Annotated in this window: 25 protein-coding genes; 17 read left to right on the top strand and 8 right to left on the bottom strand. The window is 71.6% G+C overall.

Annotated elements, in window-relative coordinates; all coding sequences use genetic code 11:
• Nucleotides 1–28 precede the first annotated feature (28 nt).
• From ISO16_RS12050 to ISO16_RS12035, 5 genes are all read left to right on the top strand, one after another.
• A complete protein-coding gene (locus ISO16_RS12050) occupies nucleotides 29–901 on the top strand; it encodes a MaoC/PaaZ C-terminal domain-containing protein (protein WP_072636132.1) in 873 nt (290 codons plus the stop codon).
• The gene (locus ISO16_RS12045) at nucleotides 898–1,548 is read left to right on the top strand and encodes a PaaI family thioesterase (RefSeq protein WP_072636131.1); all 651 of its coding nucleotides are present in this window, start codon (nucleotides 898–900) and stop codon (nucleotides 1,546–1,548) included. Before ISO16_RS12050 ends, ISO16_RS12045 begins: the two co-directional genes overlap by 4 nt.
• A 13-nt stretch (nucleotides 1,549–1,561) precedes the next feature.
• Nucleotides 1,562–2,350, top strand: a complete 789-nt coding sequence (locus tag ISO16_RS12040; RefSeq protein WP_072636130.1) for an SDR family NAD(P)-dependent oxidoreductase — start codon at nucleotides 1,562–1,564, stop codon at nucleotides 2,348–2,350.
• Between the two features lie 276 nt (nucleotides 2,351–2,626).
• Entirely contained in the window at nucleotides 2,627–2,755 is a 129-nt protein-coding gene (locus tag ISO16_RS28930; RefSeq protein WP_255326706.1) for a hypothetical protein, read from the top strand.
• Nucleotides 2,756–2,915: 160 nt separating this feature from the next.
• Entirely contained in the window at nucleotides 2,916–3,716 is an 801-nt protein-coding gene (locus ISO16_RS12035; RefSeq protein WP_006935153.1) for a biosynthetic peptidoglycan transglycosylase, read from the top strand.
• 108 nt (nucleotides 3,717–3,824) lie between these two features.
• On the opposite strand, the gene ISO16_RS12030 is transcribed toward ISO16_RS12035, so the two are convergent.
• Nucleotides 3,825–5,489, bottom strand: a complete 1,665-nt coding sequence (locus ISO16_RS12030; protein WP_072636128.1) for a class I adenylate-forming enzyme family protein — start codon at nucleotides 5,487–5,489, stop codon at nucleotides 3,825–3,827.
• Nucleotides 5,490–5,706: 217 nt separating this feature from the next.
• Here ISO16_RS12030 and ISO16_RS12025 point away from each other — a divergent pair, with 217 nt between their 5' ends.
• The 10 genes from ISO16_RS12025 (at nucleotide 5,707) to ISO16_RS11980 (ending at nucleotide 16,188) form a co-directional block, all read left to right on the top strand.
• Nucleotides 5,707–6,900, top strand: coding sequence for an NADH:flavin oxidoreductase (locus tag ISO16_RS12025; RefSeq protein ID WP_006935158.1), 1,194 nt, complete (start codon nucleotides 5,707–5,709; stop codon nucleotides 6,898–6,900).
• 14 nt (nucleotides 6,901–6,914) lie between these two features.
• Entirely contained in the window at nucleotides 6,915–8,612 is a 1,698-nt protein-coding gene (locus ISO16_RS12020) for an AMP-binding protein (protein ID WP_072636202.1), read from the top strand.
• Nucleotides 8,613–8,615: 3 nt separating this feature from the next.
• Complete coding sequence (locus ISO16_RS12015) at nucleotides 8,616–9,488, top strand: SDR family NAD(P)-dependent oxidoreductase (RefSeq protein WP_072636127.1); 873 nt, start codon at nucleotides 8,616–8,618, stop codon at nucleotides 9,486–9,488.
• A complete protein-coding gene (locus tag ISO16_RS12010) occupies nucleotides 9,485–10,369 on the top strand; it encodes an LLM class F420-dependent oxidoreductase (protein ID WP_072636126.1) in 885 nt (294 codons plus the stop codon). Before ISO16_RS12015 ends, ISO16_RS12010 begins: the two co-directional genes overlap by 4 nt.
• A gap of 101 nt (nucleotides 10,370–10,470) precedes the next feature.
• On the top strand, nucleotides 10,471–11,637 hold the full coding sequence (locus tag ISO16_RS12005) for an acyl-CoA dehydrogenase family protein (RefSeq protein WP_072636125.1): 1,167 nt from the start codon (nucleotides 10,471–10,473) through the stop codon (nucleotides 11,635–11,637).
• Nucleotides 11,634–12,617 carry a bifunctional MaoC family dehydratase N-terminal/OB-fold nucleic acid binding domain-containing protein gene (locus tag ISO16_RS12000; RefSeq protein WP_072636124.1) on the top strand — a complete coding sequence of 328 codons (984 nt, stop codon included), beginning with the start codon at nucleotides 11,634–11,636 and terminating at the stop codon, nucleotides 12,615–12,617. The genes ISO16_RS12005 and ISO16_RS12000 overlap by 4 nt, the downstream gene beginning before the upstream one ends.
• Nucleotides 12,618–13,730 (top strand): acyl-CoA dehydrogenase family protein, encoded by a 1,113-nt coding sequence (locus tag ISO16_RS11995; protein WP_072636123.1) that lies wholly within the window; start codon nucleotides 12,618–12,620, stop codon nucleotides 13,728–13,730.
• The gene (locus ISO16_RS11990; RefSeq protein ID WP_006935168.1) at nucleotides 13,727–14,167 is read left to right on the top strand and encodes a MaoC family dehydratase; all 441 of its coding nucleotides are present in this window, start codon (nucleotides 13,727–13,729) and stop codon (nucleotides 14,165–14,167) included. Before ISO16_RS11995 ends, ISO16_RS11990 begins: the two co-directional genes overlap by 4 nt.
• A complete protein-coding gene (locus tag ISO16_RS11985) occupies nucleotides 14,164–15,339 on the top strand; it encodes a lipid-transfer protein (protein ID WP_072636122.1) in 1,176 nt (391 codons plus the stop codon). Before ISO16_RS11990 ends, ISO16_RS11985 begins: the two co-directional genes overlap by 4 nt.
• A 36-nt stretch (nucleotides 15,340–15,375) precedes the next feature.
• Complete coding sequence (locus tag ISO16_RS11980; protein WP_072636121.1) at nucleotides 15,376–16,188, top strand: MaoC/PaaZ C-terminal domain-containing protein; 813 nt, start codon at nucleotides 15,376–15,378, stop codon at nucleotides 16,186–16,188.
• A 42-nt stretch (nucleotides 16,189–16,230) separates the two neighbouring features.
• Here ISO16_RS11980 and ISO16_RS11975 read toward each other — a convergent pair whose 3' ends face one another.
• Nucleotides 16,231–17,007, bottom strand: coding sequence for an SDR family oxidoreductase (locus ISO16_RS11975; RefSeq protein ID WP_006935178.1), 777 nt, complete (start codon nucleotides 17,005–17,007; stop codon nucleotides 16,231–16,233).
• A 172-nt stretch (nucleotides 17,008–17,179) separates the two neighbouring features.
• Here ISO16_RS11975 and ISO16_RS11970 point away from each other — a divergent pair, with 172 nt between their 5' ends.
• Complete coding sequence (locus ISO16_RS11970) at nucleotides 17,180–17,941, top strand: SDR family NAD(P)-dependent oxidoreductase (protein WP_072636120.1); 762 nt, start codon at nucleotides 17,180–17,182, stop codon at nucleotides 17,939–17,941.
• 63 nt (nucleotides 17,942–18,004) lie between these two features.
• Here the strand turns inward: ISO16_RS11970 and ISO16_RS11965 are convergent, their stop codons facing one another.
• The 5 genes from ISO16_RS11965 to ISO16_RS11945 form a co-directional block, all read right to left on the bottom strand.
• Complete coding sequence (locus ISO16_RS11965; RefSeq protein WP_043798722.1) at nucleotides 18,005–18,841, bottom strand: mycofactocin-coupled SDR family oxidoreductase; 837 nt, start codon at nucleotides 18,839–18,841, stop codon at nucleotides 18,005–18,007.
• A gap of 107 nt (nucleotides 18,842–18,948) precedes the next feature.
• Nucleotides 18,949–19,317, bottom strand: coding sequence for a hypothetical protein (locus ISO16_RS11960; RefSeq protein WP_006935181.1), 369 nt, complete (start codon nucleotides 19,315–19,317; stop codon nucleotides 18,949–18,951).
• Between the two features lie 79 nt (nucleotides 19,318–19,396).
• Nucleotides 19,397–20,722 carry a glutamine synthetase family protein gene (locus ISO16_RS11955; RefSeq protein WP_072636119.1) on the bottom strand — a complete coding sequence of 442 codons (1,326 nt, stop codon included), beginning with the start codon at nucleotides 20,720–20,722 and terminating at the stop codon, nucleotides 19,397–19,399.
• Between the two features lie 166 nt (nucleotides 20,723–20,888).
• Nucleotides 20,889–21,905, bottom strand: a complete 1,017-nt coding sequence (locus tag ISO16_RS11950) for an agmatine deiminase family protein (protein WP_072636118.1) — start codon at nucleotides 21,903–21,905, stop codon at nucleotides 20,889–20,891.
• Nucleotides 21,902–22,867, bottom strand: a complete 966-nt coding sequence (locus tag ISO16_RS11945) for a nitrilase-related carbon-nitrogen hydrolase (RefSeq protein ID WP_006935186.1) — start codon at nucleotides 22,865–22,867, stop codon at nucleotides 21,902–21,904. Before ISO16_RS11945 ends, ISO16_RS11950 begins: the two co-directional genes overlap by 4 nt.
• Nucleotides 22,868–22,974: 107 nt before the next feature.
• Here ISO16_RS11945 and ISO16_RS11940 point away from each other — a divergent pair, with 107 nt between their 5' ends.
• Nucleotides 22,975–23,586, top strand: a complete 612-nt coding sequence (locus ISO16_RS11940; protein WP_072636117.1) for a TetR/AcrR family transcriptional regulator C-terminal domain-containing protein — start codon at nucleotides 22,975–22,977, stop codon at nucleotides 23,584–23,586.
• A gap of 43 nt (nucleotides 23,587–23,629) precedes the next feature.
• On the opposite strand, the gene ISO16_RS11935 is transcribed toward ISO16_RS11940, so the two are convergent.
• A complete protein-coding gene (locus ISO16_RS11935; RefSeq protein ID WP_072636116.1) occupies nucleotides 23,630–25,216 on the bottom strand; it encodes an APC family permease in 1,587 nt (528 codons plus the stop codon).
• Between the last annotated feature and the right edge of the window lie 2 nt (nucleotides 25,217–25,218).

The raw sequence follows: 25,218 nt of genomic DNA, 5'->3' as shown, positions 1-25,218 counted from the left end.
GTTCCGCGGACGAAGAGGAGAACTGACCGTGCCCATCGACCCGAACGTCGCCCTGTCCGCCGAACCCGCGGTACGCGAAGCGATCTGGACCGACCGCGACGTCATGCTCTACCACCTCGGTCTCGGCGCCGGGGGCGACGGACTCGACCCGGCCGAGCTGAGCTGGGTGTACGAGAAGAACCTGCGCGTGCTCCCGACCTTCGCAATGGTCGCCGGTCAGGGGATCTCGGCCGGCGCGCTGAAGCCGGCCGGAATGAACCTGCCCGGCATCGACATCGACCTGCGCCGGATCCTGCACGGTGGGCAGTCGCTGCAGGTGCACGCACCGATCCCCACCTCCGGCACGGCGCACATCTCGTCGCGGGTGGCGCACGTGTGGGACAAGGGCAAGGCCGCGGTCATCGTGCTGGAGCAGTCCGCCGCCACCCCCGAGGGCGCCCCGCTGTGGACCACCGGCATGCAGATCTGGGCCCGGGGCGAGGGCGGCTTCGGCGGTGAGCCCGGACCGGAAGCGGCCCAGTCGATTCCGGATCGGGAGGCGGACGCGGTCCTCGTCTCCCCGACGAGCCCGCGGCAGGCGCTGCTGTACCGGCTCAGCGGCGACATGAACCCGCTGCACGCCGATCCGGCGTTCGCGCGGGCCGCCGGCTTCGACCGGCCGATCCTGCACGGCCTCGCGTCGTACGGCATCGTGTGCAAGGCCGTCGTCGACGGCATCCTCGACGGCGATCCCACCCCGGTGCGGGACTTCTCGGTGCGGTTCGCCGGCTCCCTGTTCCCGGGCGAGACCCTCGAGACCGCCGTCTGGCGCGACGGCGACCGGCTGACGCTGCTCGCCACCTGCCCGGAGCGCGACGGCGCCCCCGTCCTCACCCACGCCACGATGGAGGTCCGCTCGTGAAGACCGGCACCCATCCCACCGCCGCCACCCACGCGCACCGCACGGTGCTGACGTCGGCGCCGCAGGACGCACCCGTCGACCGGGCCACCGCCGCCGCGCGGCGCGTGGTCGACGCCATGCTGCGCACCGACCGGGGCAACGCCAACCTCGACCGCGTCGCCGAGGAACTCGACAGCATCGCCGACCACCTCGAGGAGCACGCACCCGCCGTCGCCGAGCGGCTGATCGACATGTGGAACGGCGAGGGTGTCACCCGGCACGACCCGGTCACCGGCCCCGAGAACGCGATCGCGCCGCCCCTGGTCCTCGAGGGCCTCGAGGACGGCTCGGTACAGGGCACCGTCACGCTCACGCTGCCGTATCAGGGCCCGCCCGGGTGCGTGCACGGCGGCGTGTCCGCGCTGATCCTCGACCACGTGCTCGGCGTCGCCAACGCCTGGGGCGGCAAGTCCGGCATGACGGCGAACCTCGTCACGAACTACCACCGGCCGACGCCGCTGTTCGAGCCGCTCGTCGTCACCGGCCGGCTCGTCTCCGTCGACGGCCGCAAGATCCGCACCGTCGGCAGCATCGCGACGACCGACGGGCAGCTGTGTGTCTCGGTGGAGGGGCTGTTCGTCGACAAGACGGTGCCGCGGCCCCGCTAGGAGGAGAACACCGATGGGAGCACTCGAAGGCCGGGTCGCGCTGGTCACCGGCGCCGGTATGGGCATCGGCCGGGGCATCGCCGCGGCGTTCGCGCGGGAGGGCGCGGACGTCGTCGTCGCCGAGATCGACGAGACGGCCGGCGCCGGCACGGCCCGGTGGCTGCGGGACGAGTGGGGCGTGCGCGCCCACTTCCAGCGCACCGACATCACCGACAAGGGCCAGGTCCACGCGATGGTCGACGCCGCGGTCGAGCGGTTCGGCCGCCTCGACATCCTCGTCAACAACGCGTGGCGCAGCTCCGGTTACGCCCGGTTCGAGAACATGACCGACGAGCAGCTGCGCGGCGGCTTCGACATGGCGGTGATGGCCGCGTTCTGGGCGATGCGGCGCGCCCTGCCCGAACTCGAGCGTCGCGGCACCGGCCGGGTGATCAACCTGTGCTCCCTCAACGGCGTCAACGCGCACATGTACTCCGTGCAGTACAACGCCGCCAAGGAGGCGCTGCGCACCCTCACCCGCACCGCCGCGCGGGAATGGGCGCCGAAGCAGATCTGCTGCAACGTGATCTGCCCGGGCGCGCAGAGCGAGGCGTTCCGGCGGGTGGCCGAGGCCAACCCGCAGATGGCGGCCGCGTCGGCGGCGGCCAACCCGATGGGCCGGATCGGCGATCCGGTCGAGGACATCGGGTCCGTCGCGGTGTTCCTCGCCGGCGACGCCTCCCGCTACGTGACGGGCAACACGCTGTTCGTCGACGGCGGCGCCCACATCAACGGTGTCCAGTGGGCGCCGCAGGTGGACTGAGCCCGTCGCCGACAACGGTCCCGGACATCGACAACTGTCGCGACGTGTGTCGGTGTCCGGTTCCGTCCACCGCACCTGTTCGACGGGACGCGGGCCCCGAATCCGGGCGCGACCACAGCGTCGACCTCCCCCCGCGACCGAACCGTGACCGACGCCGACGAGGATGGAGCGGACACGAGTCGGTGAGTGGCGGGAGGCGTGGGCGGCGATGAGGCCGAGCAGGTGCGTGCGGTGCGGCCGGGTAATGGGCCCGTTCGAGGAGCGGATCCACGATCGGTGCGCGCGGTGCGCGGGCCCGGCACCGCGCTCGTCGGCACCGCGCTGGGCGGCACCGCGCTCGTCGGCACCGCGCTGGGCGGCACCGCAGCGCGACGCCGGACCCACGCCCTGGCCGCCGTCCGGTGAGCCGCCGCGCCCCGAGCCCGGCCCCGGGTCCCTGCTGCAGAGGCTTCGGCGCTCCCGACTGCACTGGCGTCGTCCCGCCCCCGCACCGCCGCCGCGCGTCCCGGTCCCGCCGCCGAATCCCTGGCTGCGCCGGGCGAAACGCGCGGCCGCGGCGCTCACGGTGGTCGCGTTCGTCACCGTCGTCGCGGCCTCGTCGCTGCGCGTGTGGACGCCGTCGTCGTCGCGGTTCATGCGGATCGACGACGGTCCGATCGCCTACCAGTACGTCTCGCTCGACCATGTCAGCCGGTACGTCGTCGCGTCGGTGATCGCGCACGAGGACGACCAGATGGGCCTGCGGGCACAGGCGTTCCACTGGGGTGACTTCGCCGACCGCGCCCGTGCCCATCTGACGGGCGAGGAACAACAGACGTATTCGACGATCCCGCAGCAGCTGGCGAAGAACATGTTCTTCACCCCCGACCAGAGCGCGGTCCGCAAGGCCGTCGAGACGGTGCCCTCGGTGCTGCTGAGTGCGACCCTGCCGGACGCCCGCATCATGGAGCTGTACCTGAACTACGCGCAGTTCGGCCCGGACCTGTACGGGGTGTGCGCGGCCAGCTGGTACTACTTCGACACCCCGCCGTGGGAGATGTACCAGTACCACGCGATGCAGCTGGCCGGCATGCTGCCCAACCCGGAGGACGTGGTGCGCCTGCCCGGCGGCGGTGTCGCGACTCCCGCCGACGCGCAGTACCCGAGCGCGGCGTTCCACATCAACGGCGCCGCGAACGTCGACCTGCCCGCCCGGTTCGCCGGCTGGGGCGGCTGGGAGAACCTCGTCGCGTCGGTCGGGATCGACGACTCGGCCGCCGACCACGCCGACGACCGTCCGAGCGACGACTCGTGCTCGTCGATGCCCGAGCCGGTGCGGCAGCGCCTGGCCGTGGAGGATCCGGGGTTCGTGTCCCGGTCGCAGTAGCCGGACGCGCCGCGACGGACCTGGCGGTTGCGCGCAGCGGTGTTTCTTGCGCACGTACGGACGCGCGTAAGAAACACCTTGCCGCGCAGGAGCATTCGACGACGGCCGCTAGATGCCGACCTCGCGGCGCAGCGTCTTGCCCGTCGCGTTGCGGGGCAGCAGGTCGGAGGTGATCCGCCAGCGCGTGGGCACCTTGAAGTACGACAGCCGCTCGGCCGCGAACTCGCGCAGTTCCTCCTCGGTGACGTGAGCCCCCTCGGCGACGACGACCACCGCCGCGACTTCCTGGCCGAGATCGGGGTGCGGAACGCCGATCACGGCGCACTCGCGCACGGCCGGGTGCTCGTCGAGGGTCTGCTCGATCTCGGTGGGATAGACGTTCTCGCCGCCGCGCAGGATCAGGTCGGAGCGACGGCCCGTCAGTCGCAGCCGGCCGTTCTCGATGACGCCGTAGTCGCCGGTGCGCAGCCACCGGTCCGGGGTGATGGCCGCGGCCGTGGCCTCCTCGTCCTCCCAGTAGCCGAGCATGACGAACGGGCTGCGCACGCACACCTCGCCCTCCACGCCGTCCGGCAGCCATTCGCCGAACGGGTCGCGGATCTCGAGGCTCACGGTGATGATCGGCCGGCCCAGGGTGCCGGGGAACGCCTCGAGGTCCTGGGAGTTGGCCACCGCGATGGCGGTGCTGCACTCGGTGAGGCCGTAGCTGTCGACGAGGGCGTTGCGGGCGAACGGCACCTTCTCGCGCAGCCGGTCCTTGAACGCGATCGACGACGGCGCCGACGCGAGCGCGAACGCCGTCAGCGACGACAGGTCGTACTTGCCGAGGTCGTGGTGCTCGAGCAGCCGCGACGCCATGGTGGGGACCGCACCCCAGTTGGTGACGCGTTCGCGCTCGATGAGGCCGAGCACCTTGTCGACGTCGAACGAGCCCTGGTGCATGATCACGGCGCTGCCCGTCGCCAGGCGCGGGACGACCAGGTTGTGCAGGCTCGCGATGTGGAACAGCGGCGAGGTGAGCAGGTAGCGCAGGTCGCTGGGGACGTCGTCGCCGGCGGTCCGCCCGGTGAACGCGGCGAGCAGGGCGTCGCTGAACCGGTGGTAGTCCACGACGGCGAGCAGGTTGCGGTGCGAGTGCAGCGCGCCTTTGGGCCGGCCGCTGGTGCCGCTGGTGTACAGGATAACGGACGGGTCGTCCTCGTCGATGTCGACGCGCGGCGGCACGGCGTCGGGGAACTGCGCGATCAGCCGGGGCAGGTCCTCCTCCATCGTCAGGACCGTGATCCCACCGGTGTCGACGTCGGCCAGGGCCGCGGCACGCTTGGCGTCGACGACGAGGATCTTCGGCCGGCTGTGCTTCAGGCCGTACTCGATCTCCCGCGGCACCCACCATCCGTTGAGGCCGACGGTGATGGCGCCGAGCACCTGGCTCGCCCAGAACGCGATCACCCATTCGGGGGTGTTCGCTCCCAGGATCGCGACCCGGTCACCCTTCTCCACGCCGTACCGCTCGCGCAACGCGTGGGCGAGGGAGTACGCCGCGGCGGCGTGCTCGGTGAACGACAGCCGGCGGTCGGCGGTGACGAGGTAGTCCCGGTCGCCCCAGCGCAGGGAGTCGGCGAGCAGGTCGCCCACGGCCTTGCCGCGGTTCTTCATCACCGGCATCGAGGCGCCGAGCACCTCTTCCTCGACGATCTCGAACCGGCCACCCGGGCCGGTGAGGCGGGAGACGACCTCGTCGAGGTACAGCCGGGGATCTGCGGACGCAGTCATGCGGGGACCTTTCCTTCGTGTCACGTGAATACCGTGTCACCTGCTGCGATGGACCTGGAACCCCACCCCGGCCGCGGCCGCGTGTGAGGCGTGCCACTGCAATTTCTCATGCCGGATCGCGGCCGCGGAAGTGGTTACCACTGAGCGGGACTTCCCGTGATCCACCCGACAGCCGGGGCTACGTTCGGCGCAGAATCGCTGCCGGAGGAGCAACCGCATGTCCACATTTCTCGACAACCCGACGACGAGGATCGATCCCTTCGCCCCCGCGAAGCTCGGTCCGCTGACCCTGCGCAACCGGGTCATCAAGGCGGCCACGTTCGAGGGGCTCACCCCGAAGGGGCTCGTCACCGACGAGCTCATCGAGTTCCACCGCCGGCCCGCCGCCGGCGGCGTCGGCATGACGACGGTCGCGTACTGCGCCGTCGCGCCGGACGGCCGCACCGCGCCCGGCCAGCTGCAGTGGACCGACGAGACCCGGCCCGGCATGCGCAGGCTCACCGACGCGATCCACGCCGAGGGCGCCGCGGTGTCGGCGCAGATCGGGCACGCCGGACCGGTCGCCGCCGCCAAGTACCTGGGCACCCCCGCCCTCGGGCCGAGCCGCGCCTTCCGCATGACGACCCAGAACTTCAGCAAGCCCGCGACCAAGGCGGACATCGCCCGCATCACCGAGGGCCACGCCGAGGCCGCGCGCCGCGCCGTCGAGGCCGGGTTCGACGCGGTCGAGATCCACTTCGGGCACAACTACCTGATCAGCTCGTTCCTGAGCCCGAAGATCAACAAGCGCAAGGACGAGTACGGCGGCTCGCTCGAGAACCGCGCGCGCTTCGCGCGGGAAGCCGCCCGCGCCGTCCGCGACGCCGTGGGAGACAGGATCGCGATCCTCGCCAAGCTCAACATGGACGACGGTGTGCCCGGCGGCTTCTGGCTCGACGAGTCGATCCAGGTGGCCAAGTGGCTCGAGGCCGACGGCTCCCTCGACGCCCTCGAGCTCACCGCCGGCAGCTCCCTGCTCAACCCGATGTACCTGTTCAAGGGCGACGCGCCGCTGCGCGACTTCGCCGCCGTGATGCCGCAGCCCACGAAGCTCGGGATCCAGCTGGTGGGCAAGCACTTCCTGCGCGAGTACCCCTACCGCGACGGCTACCTGCTCGAGGACGCCAAGCAGTTCCGGTCGCAGCTGAAGATGCCGCTGGTGCTGCTCGGCGGCATCACCAACCGGGCGATCATCGACGAGGCGATGGCCGAGGGCTTCCAGTTCGTCGCCGCCGCGCGGGCGCTGCTGCGCGAGCCGGATCTCGTCAACCGCATGCAGGAGGACGCGGCCGCCGCGTCGCTGTGCAACCACTGCAACAAGTGCATGACCGCCATCTACGGGGGCACCCACTGCGTGCTCCGGACGGCGTGAAGGGAGCCGCGACGATGACGAGCACCGTGAACCCCCGCGCCGCCGCAACGGAGACGGGGGTGCAGCGCGCCACCATCGCCGAGATGCTGCTCGACCGCGTCGGCGACGACCGGCTCGGCCTGCGGACCCGGGAGCAGGACTGGACCTGGGACGCCGTGGTGCGCGAGAGCGCGGCCCGCGGCGAGCTGGCCCGCGCGCTGCGCGTCGACGGCCCGTTCCACATCGGCATTCTTCTCGACAACGTCCCGGACTTCCTGTTCTGGCTCGGCGGGGCGGCCCTGGCGGGCGCGACGGTCGTCGGCATCAATCCCACGCGCGGCGCGGCGGAGCTCGAGGCCGAGATCCGGTACGTGGACTGCCAGCTCATCGTCACCGACACCGCCGGGATGGCGAAGCTGCGCGGCCTCGACCTGGGCCTCGACGAGGACCGCTTCCTGCTGATCGACGATCCCGACTACGCGGCGCGGCTCGAGCGGGTGGAACCGTCGATCGCCGACGGCGTCGGCGAGGACAGCCTGTTCCTGCTGCTGTTCACCTCCGGCACCACCGGCCGTTCGAAGGCCGTCAAGTGCTCCCAGGGCCGGTTGTCGCGGCTCGCGTACGCCAACACCGCCAAGTACGGGCACCACCGCGACGACGTGGACTACTGCTGCATGCCGCTGTTCCACGGCAACGCGCTGATGGCGCTGTGGGCGCCGGCCCTGGCCAACGGCGCGACGGTGTGCCTGACCCGCAAGTTCTCCGCGTCCGGGTTCCTGCCCGACGTGAAGTTCTTCGGCGCGACGTTCTTCACCTACGTCGGCAAGGCCCTGGCCTATCTGATGGCCACCCCCGAGCAGCCCGACGACGCCGACAACCGGCTCGAACGGGGTTTCGGCACCGAGGCCTCGCCCGAGGACAAGGCCGAGTTCGTGCGCCGGTTCGGTGCGGTGCTGTACGAGGGGTACGGCTCGAGCGAGGGCGCCGGTTCGGTCCGGCTCGATCCGCAGGCCCCGGAGGGCGCCCTCGGCCGGCCCGCCCACGCGGGCATCGCGGTGGTGAACCCCGACACCCTCGAGGAGTGCGCCCGCGCGGTGCTCGACGAGCACGGCCGCGTCCTCAACCCGGACGAGGCGATCGGGGAGATGATCAACAAGGAGGGCGCCCGCGCCTTCGAGGGCTACTACAAGAACGACGTCGCCGACGCGGAGCGGATCCGCAACGGCTGGTACTGGACCGGCGATCTCGGCTACGTCGACGAGGCCGGCTTCATCTACTTCGCCGGCCGCAAGGGCGACTGGATCCGGGTCGACGGCGAGAACACCTCGGCCCTGATGATCGAGCGGGTCCTGCGCCGGCATCCGAAGGTCGTGAGCACCGGCGTCTACGCGGTGCCGGATCCCCGGTCGGGCGATCAGGTGATGGCGGCGATCGAGGTCGAGTCCCTCGCCGGCTTCGATCCGGTCGAGTTCGCCGAATTCCTCACCGGGCAGGCCGATCTCGGTTCGAAGGCCGCGCCGCGGTTCGTACGCGTGTCGACGAACCTGCCGGTGACGGGCTCGAACAAGGTCCTCAAGCGCGAGCTGCAGGCGCAGCGCTGGCACACCACCGAGCCCGTGTACCGGTGGGTGGGACGCGGCGCGCCGGAGTACACCGCGATGAGCGCGGACGACAAGGCCGCGCTCGACCGGGAGTTCGCCGCGCACGGCCGGCAACGGCTGCTGAGCGTGTAGGCGATGCCGGACACCCGCGTCGCCCTCGTCACCGGTGCCAGCCGCGGCATCGGGCGCGAGACCGCCCTCGCGTTCGCCCGGGCCGGCTTCGACGTCGCGGTCACCGCCCGCACGGTCCGCGAGGGCCGGGGCACGGTGCCTCCGCGCACCCGCCGCGACGGCGACGAGCCGATCGCCGTCCCCGGCAGTCTCGAGACCACCGCGGCGGCGATCGAATCGCTCGGGGTGCGGGCACTGCCCGTCCCGATGGACCTGCTCGACGTCGACTCCGTGCGGGCCGCGGGCCGCCGTGTGCTGGACGTGTGGGGCCGGATCGACGTGCTCGTCAACAACGCCTACGCACAGACGAGCGGCAACATGGACCGGCTCCTCGACATCGATCTCGCCGACGCCGCCGCCATGGTGGAGGGCAACTACCTGCACCAGCTGGCGCTGATCCAGACGGTGCTGCCGGCCATGCTCGCCCGCGGCGGCGGCGTCGTGATCGACCTCGTGTCCGGGTCGGCCGCGATCGATCCGCCCGCGCCGCCGGGGGAGGGCGGCTGGGGTCTGTCGTACGCGGCGTCGAAGGCCGCGTTCGCGCGGGTCGCCGGGATGATCAACGCCGAGTACCGCGCCCGCGGCGTCCGGGCGTTCAACCTCAGTCCGGGTTTCGTCGTCACCGAGTCGGGGCGGGCCCGGGGCGGCACCCGCGCGGTGGAGGACGCCGGGTTCGACGCGGTGCCGGCGACGGTGCCCGCCGACGCCGCGGTGTGGCTGGCGACGGTGCCCGACGCGGACCGGTTGCTGGGCAAGGTCGTATGGGCGCCGACGCTGATCGAGAGGATGCCCGCTTCCGCGGTGGAGCGGCGGAACGAGAGGACGGACGTCACGTGAAGCTGGGTGTGGTGGTGCCGGTCGAGCTGGAGCAGAGCGGGGAACCCGAGTGGATTCTCGAATTCGCCCGCGCCGCCGAGAAACTGGGTTTCGACGAGATCTCCGCCGTCGAGCATTCCGTCGTCGTCGCGAACACGGGCAGCGCGTACCCGTATGCGCCGACCGGCAAGTCGCACCTCCCCGACGACTGCGACCTGCCCGACCCGCTCGAGCTGCTGTCGTTCGTCGCCGGCGCCACCACCGACCTCGGGCTCGCGACCGGGGTGCTGGTGCTGCCCAACCACCATCCCGTGGTCCTGGCCAAACGCCTGGCCACCCTCGACCGGCTCGCCCGCGGCCGGGTCCGGATCTGCCTGGGACTGGGCTGGATGCGGGAGGAGATCGAGGCGTGCGGCGGCGACTTCGACCGTCGCGGGAAGATCGCCGACGAGGCGATCGCGGTGATGCGGGCCCTGTGGGCCGGCACCGGTCCGGCCGGGGTGGACTTCGACGGCGAGTTCTTCACGTTCCGCGGCGCCCACAGCTGGCCGAAACCGCACCGCGAGACCGGGGTGCCGCTGTACATCGGTGGGCACAGCGCGGCCGCCGCGCGGCGGGCCGGCCGGCTCGGCGACGGGTTCCAGCCGCTCGGCCTGGCGGGGGAGGACCTCGACCGCGCGATCGGGCGGATGCGCCGCGCCGCCGAGGCGGCGGGCCGCGATCCCGGCACCGTCGAGCTGGTCTTGGGGGCGACCCTGCCGCGGCTGGACGAGGCGCGGATGGACCGGGCCCGGAAGCTGGGGGCGGGGCGGATGGTGTTGTCGGCCTCGCCGAACGCGGGATCGCTGAGCCAGGTCGTCGACGAGATGGCCGCCTGCGCCGAACGCCTCGGCCGGGTCTGACGCCGGGCCGGTTCCCGCTGGCCGAGATGCGCCGCCCGGCCGCCGGCAACGCTGACTAGCGTCCGAGGTCACAACGACATTCGGTCGCTAGGAGAATCGCGATGGATCTGAAGGAATCCCCGGAGCAGGTCGCGCTCAGGAAGGAGCTGCGCGCCTACTTCGCGTCGCTGCTGCCGGAGGACAAGCGCCGCCGTGCCGGTGAGCAGGGGGTGGGCGGCGAGCACTTCCGCGAGGTCGTCACGCTGCTCGGCAAGGACGGCTGGCTGGGGATCGGCTGGCCCACGGAGTACGGCGGGCAGGGCCGCTCCATCGAGGAACAGTTCGTGTTCTTCGACGAGGTGCAGCGGGCGGGCCTGCCCTTCCCGTTCGTCACCGTGAACACCGTCGGACCGACCCTGATGAAATACGGCACGCAGGAACAGAAGGACCGCTTCCTGCCCGGCATCCTCTCCGGCGACATCGTCTTCGCGATCGGCTACACCGAACCGGAGGCCGGCACCGACCTGGCGTCGCTGAAGACCCGCGCGGTGCGCGACGGCGACGAGTGGGTGGTCGACGGCAACAAGATCTTCACCTCGGGCGCGAACACGGCCGACTACGTGTGGCTCGCGTGCCGCACCGACCCGGACGTCCCGAAGCACAAGGGCATCTCGATCCTCATCGTGCCGACCGACGCGCCCGGGTTCTCGTGGTCACCGATCCACACCGTCGGGGGTCTCTCGGTCACCGCCACCTACTACAGCGGTATCCGAATCCCGGACCGGGACGTCGTCGGCGAGGTCGGCGGCGGCTGGCCGCTGATCACCGCGCAGCTCAACCACGAACGCATCGGCCTCGCCGCGATCGGCGGCCGCACCTACGGGCTGTGGCAGCAGGTGCTGGACTGGGCGAAGGAGAACGGCGCCATCGAGATTCCCTGGGTACAGCAGGAGTTCGCTCGCACCCACGCCAAGCTCGAGGCGATGCGGCTGCTGAACTGGAAGATGACCGCCGCCGTCGCGGCCGACACCCTCTCCGGTGCCGACGCGGGCGCGACCAAGGTGTACGGCACGGAGACGCACGTCGACGTGTACCGGACGCTGCTGGGCATTCTCGGGGCCGCCGGCCGGATCCGCCCCGAGTCGCCGGGAGCCGTGCTCGCCGGACAGATCGAGCAGATCTCCCGTCAGGGCATGGTCAACACGTTCGGCGGCGGTGTCAACGAGGTCCTGCGCGACATGGTCGGCACGATGGGCCTGGGCCTGGTGCGGGAGAAGAGGGTCAAGTGAGCGAACTGCTGATCAGGCTGAGGGCGTTCGAGGGGCAGACCCTGACGCCGACGACGTGGGGCCCGGACGCGGTCAACACCCCGATGATCCGGCACTGGGTCGAGACGATGGGTGACACCAGCCCGATCTACCTCGACGACGCCGCCGCCCGCGCCACCGGCCGCGACGGTGCCGTCGCGCCCGCGCTCATGACGCAGGTGTGGACGATGCGCACCTTCACCGACAAGATGGCGAACAACGACCCGTCGCCGGTGTGGACCGACCTGATCGCCACGCTCGACGGCGCCGGCTTCACGTCCGTCGTCGCGACGGACTCGGACTTCGAGTTCTTCGTCGAACTGCGCCCCGGCGAACGGGTTTCACTCACCGAGGTGATCGAATCGATCTCCGAGGAGAAGAGGACCGGGCTCGGCGCGGGTCACTTCGTGACCACCCTCAAGACGTACCGCAACGGGGACGGCGCGGTCGTCGCCACCCAGCGCTGGCGCACCCTGCGCTTCCGGCCGAAGGACACGGCGCAGCCGGAGCCGAAGCGCGAGAGCTCGCCCGGCTCGGAATCCGCCGCCCCGAAGGGTCTGCGCCCGCGTCCGGCGATCAACGCCGACAACGCCTTCTGGTTCGAGGCGGCCAGGGAGCACCGCCTGGTGATCCAGCGTTGCGCGGCGTGCGGCACGCTGCGGCATCCGACCGGGCCGATGTGCGGGCGGTGCCGTTCCCTCGAGTGGGACACCGTCGACGCGTCGGGCCGCGGCACCGTCTACAGCTTCGTCGTCAACCACCACCCGCGGATCCCCGGGTTCGAGTACCCGCTCGTCGTCGCGACGATCGAACTCGAGGAGGGCACCCGGCTGATCGCGAACATGACCGGTGTAGAACCGCACGCGGTCGAGATCGGGATGGCGGTGGAACTGGACTGGATCGACGCCGACCCCGAGTTGACGCTGCCCGCGTTCCGGCCGGCCGCACGGAAGGATTCGTAGATGGATTTCAACTTCAGCGAAGAGCAGGAAGCGATTCGCGGCCTCGCGCACGAGGTCTTCACCGGCAAGGCCGGCATCGATCGGGTCAAGCAGGTCGAGCTGAGCGACGAGCGCCTCGACCGGGAGCTGTGGCGGGAGCTGGCTACCACGGGTCTGCTCGGCGTCGCGCTGCCCGAAGACCTCGGCGGCGGTGGGCTCGGCCTGGCGGAGCTGTACGTCCTGCTCGAACAGCAGGGCCGGCACGTGGCGCCGGTGCCGATCTGGCAGTCGGTGCTCGCCGCGCTCGCCGTCGCCGAGTTCGGCACCGACGACCAGCGCACCGCGCTGGTGCCGGGTGTCGCCGACGGCAGCCGGTTCCTGACGATCGGTCTCGAGGAGTTCGGCCCCTACGTCCCCGGTGACCCGCAGACCACCGCCACGGAGGCCGGTGGCCGGTGGACCCTCACCGGCGCGAAGGCCGTCGTCCCGGTCACCCACGTCGCGTCCCGCGCGATCGTCTCGGCGACCACGCCGGTCGGTGCCGCGCTGTTCGTCGTCGATCTCGCCGGCGCGGGCGTCTCCGTCGAGCAGACGCACTCGACCACCTGGGAGATCTGCGGCAACGTCACGTTCGACTCGGCTCCCGCCGAGCTGCTCGGGCCCACCGACGGCACCGCCGCGCAGTGGCTGCTCGACCGCGTCGAGCTCGCGCTCGCCGCGATCCAGCTCGGTGTCGGCTCGGGTGCCGTCCAGCAGGCCGTCACCTACCTCAACGGGCGCATGCAGTTCGGACGTCCGCTCGCGACGTTCCAGGCCGTGGGCCACCAGCTGGCCGACTGCTATATCGACCTCGAGGCGATGCGCGTGACGCTGTGGCAGGCCGCGTGGCTCCTCGCCGAGGGACAGGACCCCGGCACGTCGGTGCTCGTCGCGAAGTGGTGGGCCACCGACGGCGGCCAGCGCGTCGTGCACCGCACCACGCACGTGCACGGCGGCATGGGCGTCGACACCGACTATCCGGTGCATCGGCACCTGTTGTGGGGCAAGCAGATCGGCGCCACCCTCGGCGGCTCCGCGTCGGATCTGGCGCGCCTGGGCGCCCAGCTCGCCGCCGGCGTCGAGGTGGTCGCGTGACCGCCACCGTGTCCACGGGCCGCAGCTACGACGACATCGAGATCGGCGAGGTACTGCCCGAACTCGCGATCCCGCTCACCCGCACACTGATCGTCGCAACCGCCCTCGCGACCCGCGACTTCCAGGATGTCCACCACGACCCCGAGCTGGCGCGCGAGCGCGGCTCGAAGGACGTGTTCATGAACATCCTCACCAGCAACGGGCTGGTGGGCCGGTTCGTCACGGACTGGTCCGGTCCGTGCGCCGTCGTGCGGCGGGTGAAGATCCGTCTGGGCGCACCGAACTACCCCGGGGACACCATGACGATGACCGGCGAGGTGGTCGGCAAGTCCGACGGCCTCGTCGAGGTCCGCGTCCGCGGCGCCAACAGCCTCGGCGACCACGCCACCGGCACTGTCACGATCGCCTTCACCGACCGGCCGGGAGGAACCCGATGACCAGCCCGCTCTCCGGTGCCGCCGCGATCGTCGGCATCGGCGCCACCGAGTTCTCCAAGAAGTCCGGCCGCTCGGAGCTGCAGCTCGCGTGCGAGGCCGTCGTCGCCGCACTGGCCGACGCCGGCATCGACCCGTCCGAGGTCGACGGACTGGCCACCTACACGATGGAGACCAACGGCGAGATCCTCGTCGCCCGCAACTGCGGGCTCGGGGAGCTGAAGTTCTTCTCCCGCATCGGCTACGGCGGCGGGGCGGCGTGCGCGACGGTGCAGCAGGCCGCGATGGCCGTCGCGACGGGCGTCGCCGAGGTCGTCGTGGTCTACCGCGCGTTCAACGAACGTTCCGGTATCCGGTTCGGTCTCGGCCAGCACGACCGGCCGATGGATTCGACCGCCGACCGCGCCGCCTACGCGTGGCTGACCCCGCAGGGGCTGGCGACGCCCGCTCAGTGGGTCGCGATGTTCGCCCGCCGCTACATGCACCAGTACGGTGCCACGAGTGAGGATTTCGGTCGGGTTGCCGTCGTCGCCCGCAAGCACGCCGCGAGCAATCCGGCCGCGTGGTTCCACGGCAAGCCCATCACGCTCGCGGACCATCAGAACTCGCGGTGGATCGCCGAGCCGCTGCACCTGCTCGACTGCTGCCAGGAGACCGACGGCGGTCAGGCCCTCGTCGTCGTCTCCGCGGAACGCGCCCGGGACCTGCGGCACCGGCCCGTGCTCGTCAAGGGCGCCGCGCAGGGCTCCGGCAAGGACCAGCACATGATGACCAGCTACTACCGTCCGGACATCACCGGCATCCCCGAGATGGGACTGGTGGGCCGCCAGCTCTACGGCCAGAGCGGACTGAGTCCGGACCACATCGACGCGGCGATCCTCTACGACCACTTCACCCCGCTGGTGCTGCCGCAGCTCGAGGAACTCGGCTTCTGTGGCGTCGGCGAGGCCAGGGACTTCGTCCGCGAGGGCAACCTCGAGATCGGGGGCCGGCTGCCGAGCAACACCCACGGCGGCCAGGTCGGCGAGGCGTATCTGCACGGTGTCAACGGCATCGCCGAGGCGGTCCGCCTGGTGCGCGGCACCTCCACCAATCAACCCGACGGCGTCGAGAACGTGATCGTCACGGCGGGAACCGCGGTTCCCACGTCCGGACTGATCCTCGGTGCCGCCTGATCCCGGAAGGATTCGACAATGACGGCAGTGGAGACAATGACGGCAGTGGAGCAGAAGGCCGGCGCGTGGCGCGGAGCCGACCTGGGCACCCGCACGGTGGCCTACGACGAGCGCGACGCGATCCTCTACGCGCTCGCCGTCGGCGCCCAGCCCGCCACCGACCTGGACCTGGTGCTCGAGGACCGGCTGCGGGTACTGCCGACGTTCGCGCTGACCCTGGCCCAGTGGGCACCGGACGAGCTGGGCTCGCGCGGCGCGTTCGACACGACGACGGCGCTGCACGGCTCGCAGGAGCTGACCGTGCTGGCCCCGCTGCCGCGTCGCGGTGAGGTGGAGCTGCGGGCGTCGGTGGGTGAGGTGTGGGACAAGGGGGCCGCGGCCGTGTTCGAGGTCCGCGTCGAGTGCGAGTACTTCGTCGCGACGTGGTCGATCTTCGCGCCCGGCGCGGGTGGTTTCGGGGGCGAGCGCGGCCCGTCGAAGCCGGCGACGCCGCAGGGCGAGCCGGAGCTGACCGGGGAACTGGCCACGGCCGCGAACCAAGCCGCGCTGTACCGGCTCACCGGCGACCGGCACCACATCCACATCGATCCGGAGGCGGCCGCGCGGATCGGTCAGCCGCGCCCGATCATGCACGGGCTGTGCACCCTGGCGGCGGCGACCCTGCCCCTGGCCCGGCTCCTCGGGGCGCATCCGGCGGACCTGACCGAACTGCAGGGCCGCTTCGCGGCGCCGGTGTTCCCCGGCGACGTCGCCGGGCTGCGGGTGTGGGGCGGACGCGACGACGCCGTGTTCGAGGTGGCCGCGGACGGGCAGGCCGTGATCTCGGGGGCGCGCGCGTCGTTCGCGTGAGGTCGTGGACCGGTGCCCGGCTGCCGGGCACCGGTCCACGCGTCACTTGCCGTGCAGGGCCATGTAGCGGGCCGGGTACTCGCCGCCGCCGTGGACCGCCAGGTCGGCGCCGTTGACGTAGGACGCGAGGTCGCTGCCGAGGAACAGGCAGGCGCGCGCGATGTCCGACGGGACGGCCATCCGCTCCATCGGCAGGGTGCGGGTCACCGCGGCGCCGCCGTCGTCGCCGTAGACCGAGGCCGCGGCCTCGGTGCGGATCAGGCCGGTGGTGATGTGGTTGACCCGCACCTTAGGTGCCCATTCGAGGGCGAGGGCCTTGGTCAGGCCCAGCAGACCGGCCTTTGCGGCGGTGTACGCGGCGGTGCCGGGCTGCGGATCGTGTGCCGAGACGCTGCCGATGTTGATGATCGAGCCGCCCCCGGGCCGCTCCTGCATCACCCGGTTGGCCGCCTGCGCCGCGTAGAACGGGGCGAGCAGGTTCAGCGCGACGATCTTCTCCACGAAGCGCGGGGAGACGGTGGCGGCGTCGGAGTCCGGCGACCCGCCGGCATTGTTGACCAGCACGTCGAGCCGGCCGAACCGGGCGACGGCGTCGTCGACCAGGGCGGCCACGTCGGCGGGGTCGCGCACGTCGACGGCCCGGAACGCCGCGCTCCGCCCGCCGGCCGAGGGCAGGGACCCGGGCTCGTTGCGGGCGCATACCAGGACGTCGGCGCCCGCGGCGAGGAAGTGTTCGGCGACGACGAAGCCGATGCCCTTGGTGCCGCCGGTGACGATCACGGCGCGTCCGGTGTGGTCGACGGGATTGGGAAGGTGCACGTGGCTACCTTTCTGGAACTCGGGTCGGTTCGAGACTGCTTGCCGTCGCGCGCCTTTCGTGGCCGCGAGCGGGAACCGACGTGGACAAGCAAGTGCTTGGTCAAGGATAGTGGACGGGACGCCTGGGGCACCAGGATTTCCGTAGTGGCGAGAGAACCGGGAGCAGGGACACATGGGCAAGCTGGACGGCAAGGTCGCGCTCATCACGGGCGCGGGACAGGGGATCGGACGGGGCATCGCCCTCGCGCTCGCCAAGGAGGGGGTGCACATCGCGGCCGCCGGCCGCACCGAATCCAAGGTGGTCGCGACGGCCGAGGCGATCGAGGAACTCGGCGGCAAGGCGCTGGCGTTGCGCTGCGACGTGAGCAGCGCCGACGACGTCGACGCGGCGGTGCAGCGCACCGTGGCGCATTTCGGCGGCGTGGACATCCTGGTCAACAACGCCAACGACTGCCGGCCCGGCCCGCTGCTGTCGTTCACCGACGCCGAGTACGAGCGGTCCTTCGCCACCGGCCCGCTCGCGACGCTGCGGCTGATGCGGGCCTGCTACCCGGTGATGAAGGAGCGCGGGGGCGGCTCGATCGTCAACCTCGTCACGTCGGCGGCGGTCCGCTGGGACGCGAGCAACTACGGCGTCTACGGGTCGATCAAGGAGGGCATGCGGTCGCTGACCCGCGCCGCGGCCTGCGAGTGGGGAGTCGACGGGATCCGCGTCAACGCCATTGCACCACACGCGATGTCGCCGGGACTCGAGGCCTGGATGGCGCGCAACCCGGAGGAGGCGGAGGAGTTCCGCGCGGGAATCCCGTTGCGCCGCATCGGCGACCCCGAGACCGACATCGGGCGGGCGGTGGTCTTCCTAGTCGGCGAGGATGCGGGGTATCTCACCGGCGCGACGATCCCCCTCGACGGCGGCCAGTCGCGCTGGGGCTGACGCCCCCGGTGCGTCCTTTGGGCTGCCCTGGCGGCCCAAAGGACGCACCGGCGCCGCAGGCGCCTATCCGGTGACCCGCCCGGCGTTGCCGGCGTCGACCGGCAGCACGGTGCCGCTGATGTGGGCGCTCGCCTCGGCGGCGAAGAACAGCACCACGCGGGTGATCTCCGCCGGTTCGAGCCACGGCACCGGCTGCGCGTGCAGGCTCTGGAAGATCGGAGCCACGTCGTCGGCGCCGGGATGCTCGAGATCCGGACGCATCAGGCCGTAGAGGAAGTCGTTGTGGATCATCGGTGTCGAGATGTTCCCGGGGGCAATCGCATTCACCGTGACACCGTGCGGCGCCAGATCCAGCGCGGCGCTCTTGGTCAGGCCGATCACGCCCCACTTCGATGCGCTGTACGCCGCCATGTTGGTGTTGCCCGCGCGGCCGAGCATCGATGAGATCGTCACGATCCGCCCGTAGCCGCGCGCGACCATGCCGGGCGCCACCGCACCGACGGTGTTGAAGACACCGGTCAGATTCGAGCCGATCGCCTCCGCCCACTGCGCCTCGGTCATCGCCTGGATCGGGGCGGCCACCGACACGCCCGCGTTCGCCACCGCGATGTCGATCCGCCCGAACTCGGCGTGCGCCTGCGCCACGAGTTCGTCCATTGCCGGGCGGTCCGCGGTGTCCAGCTTCGCGGTCAGGCACCGGCGCCCGGTGGCGCGCACCGCCGCCGCGGTCTCCTCCAGATCCGCCTCCGTGGCCAGCGGGTACGGCACCACCGGGCTGTCGGCGCACCGGTCGCACAGCACGATGTCGGCGCCGCGCTCGGCCAGCGCCACCGCGTGGCTGCGGCCCTGGCCCCGCGCCCCGCCCGTGATCAGCGCGACCCGGCCTTCGAACTCACTCATCGAACCCACTCCTGTCCTCCTCGGTCAGCAGGTCGATGCTCCAGCCCCGGCGGGCCCGCAGGGGTGCGGCGATCCCGCTCAGCGGGAAAAGGGCAGGCCGCGGGCCGTCACACCACCGCTGCGGCGGGCACCAGCGCGGCGCCCAGGCCGGACGGCGCGTAGTTCGGCCGGTACGACGGCTGGGGCCGGTTCCCCGCGACGAGCAGCGCGACGACGACGAACGCGATCGCCAGCACGAGCGCGAGCGCGCCGACGATCGACCAGAAATCCGGCCGCAACGACCGTCGGCGGGGTTCGTCGCCGTAGGTGAGCCGCTTGACGCGCCGGACCTCGGCGGCGGGCGGGGCGGAGTGGGCGGCCGCCGCGTGCCGGGACGCCGGCGGGCGGACCGGCTCCGCCGCGGAATCGCCCGGCGTGAGCACCTGTGCGATGGGCTGTGTGATCGCCTGGGGGTCCACCGACTCGAGGTTGTGCATGGCCGTCCGTTCTCTCCATTGCCGACGGCCGTGAATCGCCGATTCGGAGACGTCCGTTACCGCGATCCTCGCGACACGGTCAGTCGGTCCACGCGAAGCGGAACCGTTCCGCGAGTTCGGCGGGCGGCCGCGAGCGGTACTCCCCGAACTCGTAGCGTTTCACGGCGAGCAGGGCCTCCATGATCGACGGCCCGAACAGGCGCTGCGCGAGGCCGGAGGACCCGAGCGCGGCGAGCACGCCGTCGGGGTCCGTCGGCAGGACGCGGACCCCGAGTTCGGCGCGTTCGGCATCGCCCATCCGGCCCGGATCGACCGGGATCTCCGGCGGAACCGGGAGCGCGTCGGTGAGACCGGCGTGGGCCGCCCCGAGGATCGCCGCGCCGGCGAGGTAGGGGTTGGCCGACGGGTCCACGGGCTTGACCTCGAGGTGGGCGCCGTAGGGGCTCCCGGGCGTGAGCGCGCACAGCCGCAGCGCGGCCTCACGGTTCTCGAGCCCCCAGCAGCACCACGCGCCGGACCACATGCCCGGCTGCAGCCGCAGATGCGAGAGCACGGACCCGGTGAGGACCGCCCCGAACTCGGGCAGCGCGCGCACGATGCCGGCGACGACGCTGCCGCCCGCCGCAGTCACCCCGTGCGGGCCGTCGCCGCCGGACAGGAGCGGCCGCCCCTCGCGGGTGAAGGACACGTGGACGTGGGCCCCGTTGCCCGCCCCGCCGACGACGGGGACGGGGGAGAACGACGCCCGCAGACCGTGCCGCCGGGCGGTGCGGCTGATCAGGATGCGTGCGAGCACCAGGTCGTCGACCGACTCCACGGGGGCTGCCGGAGACAGGGAGAGTTCGAACTGCTGCGCGCCCGCCTCGGCGTGAATCTGGTCGATGCCCAGACCCGCTTGCGCGGCCGCGTGCAACAGATCCGCGACGAACGGGTCCCGCCCGAGGACGGCACCGAGACCGTATGCGGACCATTCGCTGCGCCCGCCGTCGAAGAGCGTGAACTCGATCTCGTGCCCTGCCCGGGCCTGCACGCCGGCCGCGGCGAGCTCCTCGACGACGCGTTCGAGCGCTGCGCGCGTGCACAACGGTGACCGCGTCCCGTCCTGCTCGTACAGGCCGGCCGGCGCCCACCGGACGCCGTCCCCGACGGGCCGGAGCCGGTCGCGGTCGATCCGCAGCCGGAGATCGCCCGTCACCGACAGTGACGGCGTGAACGCCAGGTGGTCGTCGACGCAGAAGACCGCCCAGCTCGGCGACGCGCCCGCGCCCGACTCGACGAACGACGTAAGCCTGTGTCCGGGAAACACCTTCGCCCGCGAGATGCCGGTCGAATCGACGACCGAGCCGACGATGCGCTCCTCGCGGGCGCGTTCGCCCGTCACGGGGTCGAAGCGTTCCTCCGTCACAGGGTCGAAGCGTTCCTCCGTCACAGGGACCTCCCGCCCGCGCCGTCGGCCACCGGCGGCATCGCCGGGCACGAGGACGCCGGGCACAAGGACACAGTAGAGGCGAGGTCGGGTCACGGGGACCGTCTTCGCCGACACAGGACCGTGCCGGCGAAGACGGGCGTCCTCACCGCGGCTGATGCTGGGTGATGCAGTGGATGCCGCCGCCGCGGCGGAAGAGCGGCCGGGCGTCCACTCCCACGACGCGACGGCCGGGATACGCGGCCGCCAGGATCTCCGCGGCCTCGTCGTCGGCGGGGTCGCCGAAGCGGCAGGCGATCACCCCACCATTGACGACGTAGTGGTTGATGTAGCTGTAGTCCACCCAGCCCTCGTCGTCGCGGACCGTCGCCGGGGCCGGCACCCGGACGATGCGCCACGGCTCACCGCGCACGTCCGCCGTGCGCTGCAGCCGCTCGACGATCAGCGCGGTGACGTCGAAATCCGGGTGGTCCCGGTTGCGCTGGTCGTGGACGAGGACCACACCCGGGGACGCGATCGCGGCGACGATGTCGACGTGACCGCGGGTGCCGTAACGATCCTGGTCCCGCGTCAGCCCGCGCGGGAGCCAGATCGCGCAGGTCGCGCCGATAGTGCGCCGCAGTTCCGCTTCGACCGCGGCCTTGTCGAGGTGCGGGTTGCGCCCGGGGTCGAGCTGGACGGTCTCGGTGAGCAGGACGGTGCCGAGACCGTCCACCTGCATGCCACCGCCCTCGTTGACGAGTGTCGACGCGACCCGTTCCACGCCGGCCCGCTCGAGGACGAACGACGCGATCCGGGCGTCGTGGTCCCACCGGGCCCAGTCCTGCGCGCCCCAGCCGTTGAACACCCAGTCGACCCCGCCGCACCGGCCGTCGTCGTCGAGGACGAAGGTCGGCCCGATGTCGCGCATCCAGGCGTCGTTCAGCGGGGCCTCGACGAGTTCCACGTCGCGGGACAGGTACCGGCGGGCCGCGTCGACCTGGCCGGGATCGGCCACCACGGTGACCGGTTCGAACTCGGCGACGGCGTGCGCGACCGCGGCCCACGTGGCGCGGGCCTCGTGGTGCTCCTCCGCGGTGTCGCCCAGCGAATATCCCTCGGTGGGGAAGGCCATCCACGTGCGCTCGTGCGGTTCGCTCTCCGCGGGCATGCGCCAGGTCATCGCGTGGCTCCGAAGGGTGCGTGCGCGTCCACCGGTGCGGTCAGCGAGCCGTAGGTGTCCGGGCGGCGGGTGCTCAGGAACGGGAACAGCGACAACCAGTCCCGGCGCTGCGCGAGGTCGAGATCGGCCACCAGCACGGCGGATTCGTCGCGCGGAGCTTGCACCAGGATGCGCCCGTAGGGATCGGAGACGAACGAGGAGCCGTAGAAGGTGATGGCTCCCTCGCAGCCGTGCCGGTTCGGCACGATCATGAACGTGCCGTTGGCGATGCCGTTTCCGACGATCACCTGCTGCCACAGCGGGCGGGTGTCGAACTCGGGGTGGTCGGGCTCGGAGCCGATCGCCGTCGGGTAGACGAGGATCTCGGCCCCGGCGAGCGAGTACGCCCGCGCCACCTCCGGGAACCACTCGTCCCAGCAGGTCGGCATGCCGATGCGGGCGCCGTCGAGGCCGTCGGGGGTGTGGACGGGATACGGGTCACCGGCCGGACCGCCCCGGAAGTAGGTGTCCTCGTAGTATCCGGCGGTCACGGGGATGTGCAGTTTCCGGGTCCGGGCCACCGGTTCGCCGGCGGGGGAGACGAGGACGGCGGTGTTGTAGCCGAGGCCGTCGGGTGCGTCGGCGCGTTCGTAGAGGGACGCGTGTACGAACACACCGTGGGCGGACGCGGCGGCCGCGGCGAAGGCGACGGTCGGGCCGGTCCGCAGGTCCTCGGCGGTCCGGGCGGCGTCGGCGCCGCCGGGCGTGTCGGCCGGGTAGCGGCTCAACGTGAGTTCGGGCAGGAACACGACGCGCGCGCCGAGTCCGGCGGCGCGGGCGATGCCCTCGGTGAGTTCGGCGTGCAACGCCCGCTCGTCGTCGTGCCAGCGGTGCTGAACCAGTCCGACGCGCAGCGGCGGCCGATCGGGGGCGTCGACCCGGCACAGCGAGTCGGGCGGCGTGGTGGCGGTGATGGTGAGCATGGAAGTCCTCGGCTCGATCCGGGGGGATAAAACGAATTTGATTCGTTAAGTATGGTGGACGAGCGCGTCCCGGGCAAGAGCCCACGACGATTTCGAGGAGTTTTCGTATGCCACGACCGCCGAAGCGGCTGCTGTCGCCCGAAATCATCACGGACGCAGCGATTCACATGGTGGACACGGCGGGCGACTTCACCATGCCGGGATTGGCCGAGCGGCTGAAGGTGCGGCCGTCGTCGCTGTACAACCACGTGTCGGGACGCGCCGAGATCGTCGAGGCCATGCGGGCGCGCATCATGTCCACCATCGTCGTGGGCGAACCGGCCGGCGACTGGTCCGAGACGGTCGCCGGCCTCGCCCGCGAGTACCGTCGCGCCTACGCCGCGCATCCGCGGTTGATCCCGTTGTTCACCGCGCAGACCGTGCAGTCCCCGGTCGCGTTCGGCCTCTACAACGCTCTCGCGCAGGCCTTCACGGATGCCGGATTCACGCCCGCGCAGGTGCTGCATGCCATCACCACGGTGGACAGCTTCGTCCTCGGCTCGGCGCTCGACCTCGCCGCGCCCGAGGTGGTGTGGGCGAACGTCCCCGAAACCGGCGACGCGATGCGCGCCGCGCTGCAGACCGCCTGCCCGAATCCGCAACGGGCCGACGCCGCCTTCGAATTCGGCCTGCGCGCACTGGTGGCCGGCCTGGTCGCCCAGACGCCGGCCGGGGCCTGAACGGCCCCGCCGGCGTCGGCGCGGTGGTCGGTGCGGTCCGGGTTCAACCGCGGTCGATGGTGAACACGTCCGTCTCCCCCGTGAGCGCGGCGGTGCTGCGCGTGAGGGTCTCCCCGCGGAAGAACTGCGGATTGCGCACCCGCATCACCAGCATCAGGACCGCGCCGAGCAGCAGGATGCCGAAGCCGAGGAAGAACACCAGCCCGACGCCGCCGAGCTCGGCGCCGCTGCCGTTGTCGGGATTCATGCTCTCGCCCACCGAGATCGCGAAGACGGCGGCGAGCATGATCCCGCCCGACAGGGGGAAGACGAACCGGAACACGGCGTTGCGGGCACTGGTGAACAGACGTCCGCGGAAGTACCACACGCACGCGAACGCGGTGATCCCGTAGTACCAGCAGATCATGATGCCCAGCGCGGCGATGGTGTCGAGGAGGGTGCGTTCGGACAGGAACGTCACGCCGGCGTAGAACACCGCGGTGACGACCCCCGCGACGACCGTCGCGTACGAGGGCACCAGAAAGCGGGGATGCACCGCGGCCAGCCGGCGCGGGAACGCGCCGTAGGCACCCATCGCGAGCATCGTCCGCGCCGCCGGCAGGAAGGTGGTCTGCAGGCTCGCCACCGACGAGACGAAGATGGCGAGGAAGAGCAGCAGACCACCCCACTGGCCCAGGACCGGATCGGCGAGGGCGCCGAAGATGTTCTCGGAGTTGTCGGGATTGCCCAGCCCGAGACCCGTCGTACCGACACCGGCATACATCATCGCCGCGACCGACACCAGCAGGTAGGTCAGCAGGATCGTCGCCACGCACAACAGGCCGGCCCGGCCCGGGGTCTTCTTGGGGTCCCGGGACTCCTCCCCGAGGGTGAGGCACGTGTCCCACCCCCAGAACGCGAAGATCGAACCGGTCACGCCGATCACGAAGGCGCCGATCGCAAGCCCGTGGAACGGGTCGAACCAGGAGGCGTCGAGCGACAGCCCGGCGGGCGCGTCGCCCGCGCCGACGTGCACGAGTGCCGCGACCGCGAACGCGAGCAGGAGCACCATCTGGAACCCGACGAGCGCGTACTGGACGCGTTCGCTCGTGGTGATGCCGCGGCTCGCGATCCATGTCGCGATCGCGATGAACACCAGGGTGGTGCCCACGTTGACGAACTTGTTCCCGGGAAGATCTGCGATCGCGGAGTCTCCGGTGATGCGGGCGAGGAACAGGTAGAAGAACTGAACGGCGATCGCGGCCAGGTTGGACAGCACGATGATCGTCGCGATCACCATGCCCCAGCCGCACATCCACCCGACGTACGGGCCGAAGGCCTTCGTCGACCACGTGAACGACGCCCCGCAGTCCGGTGATTCGGAATTGAGTTCGCGATAGGCGTACGCCGTGAGGAACATCGGGATGAACCCGGCGATGAAGATCGCCGGCATCTTCAGCCCGACGGCCGCGACGATCAGGCCGATGCTCGCCGTCAGCGTGTAGCCCGGCGCGACGGACGAGATGCCCAGGACGGCGCCGGCGAACGTGCCGATCCTGCCGGCGGCCAAGCCCTTCGGCACGACCCCGTCGCCGGGGGTGATCACCGGGTCGGCCTCTCGAACCCGGGTGGGAGGAAGCGAATTCGTCATGG

Source organism: Rhodococcus sp. M8 (assembly GCF_015654185.1).
In the GTDB taxonomy this organism is placed as follows: Bacteria; Actinomycetota; Actinomycetes; order Mycobacteriales; family Mycobacteriaceae; genus Rhodococcus; species Rhodococcus aetherivorans.
This window is presented reverse-complemented; position numbering and strand designations above follow the sequence as displayed.

What these genes read in the sequence shown, in the direction of transcription:
- ISO16_RS11985 (WP_072636122.1), top strand. Translation starts at nt 14,164, where the DNA reads ATGACCAGCCCGCTCTCCGGTGCCGCCGCGATCGTCGGCATCGGCGCC.
- ISO16_RS11960 (WP_006935181.1), bottom strand. Translation starts at nt 19,317, where the DNA reads ATGCACAACCTCGAGTCGGTGGACCCCCAGGCGATCACACAGCCCATC.
- ISO16_RS12025 (WP_006935158.1), top strand. Translation starts at nt 5,707, where the DNA reads ATGTCCACATTTCTCGACAACCCGACGACGAGGATCGATCCCTTCGCC.
- ISO16_RS11935 (WP_072636116.1), bottom strand. Translation starts at nt 25,216, where the DNA reads ATGACGAATTCGCTTCCTCCCACCCGGGTTCGAGAGGCCGACCCGGTG.
- ISO16_RS11970 (WP_072636120.1), top strand. Translation starts at nt 17,180, where the DNA reads ATGGGCAAGCTGGACGGCAAGGTCGCGCTCATCACGGGCGCGGGACAG.
- ISO16_RS11965 (WP_043798722.1), bottom strand. Translation starts at nt 18,841, where the DNA reads ATGAGTGAGTTCGAAGGCCGGGTCGCGCTGATCACGGGCGGGGCGCGG.
- ISO16_RS11995 (WP_072636123.1), top strand. Translation starts at nt 12,618, where the DNA reads ATGGATTTCAACTTCAGCGAAGAGCAGGAAGCGATTCGCGGCCTCGCG.
- ISO16_RS12030 (WP_072636128.1), bottom strand. Translation starts at nt 5,489, where the DNA reads ATGACTGCGTCCGCAGATCCCCGGCTGTACCTCGACGAGGTCGTCTCC.
- ISO16_RS11940 (WP_072636117.1), top strand. Translation starts at nt 22,975, where the DNA reads ATGCCACGACCGCCGAAGCGGCTGCTGTCGCCCGAAATCATCACGGAC.
- ISO16_RS12015 (WP_072636127.1), top strand. Translation starts at nt 8,616, where the DNA reads ATGCCGGACACCCGCGTCGCCCTCGTCACCGGTGCCAGCCGCGGCATC.
- ISO16_RS12005 (WP_072636125.1), top strand. Translation starts at nt 10,471, where the DNA reads ATGGATCTGAAGGAATCCCCGGAGCAGGTCGCGCTCAGGAAGGAGCTG.
- ISO16_RS11980 (WP_072636121.1), top strand. Translation starts at nt 15,376, where the DNA reads ATGACGGCAGTGGAGCAGAAGGCCGGCGCGTGGCGCGGAGCCGACCTG.
- ISO16_RS11945 (WP_006935186.1), bottom strand. Translation starts at nt 22,867, where the DNA reads ATGCTCACCATCACCGCCACCACGCCGCCCGACTCGCTGTGCCGGGTC.
- ISO16_RS12020 (WP_072636202.1), top strand. Translation starts at nt 6,915, where the DNA reads ATGACGAGCACCGTGAACCCCCGCGCCGCCGCAACGGAGACGGGGGTG.
- ISO16_RS12040 (WP_072636130.1), top strand. Translation starts at nt 1,562, where the DNA reads ATGGGAGCACTCGAAGGCCGGGTCGCGCTGGTCACCGGCGCCGGTATG.
- ISO16_RS11950 (WP_072636118.1), bottom strand. Translation starts at nt 21,905, where the DNA reads ATGACCTGGCGCATGCCCGCGGAGAGCGAACCGCACGAGCGCACGTGG.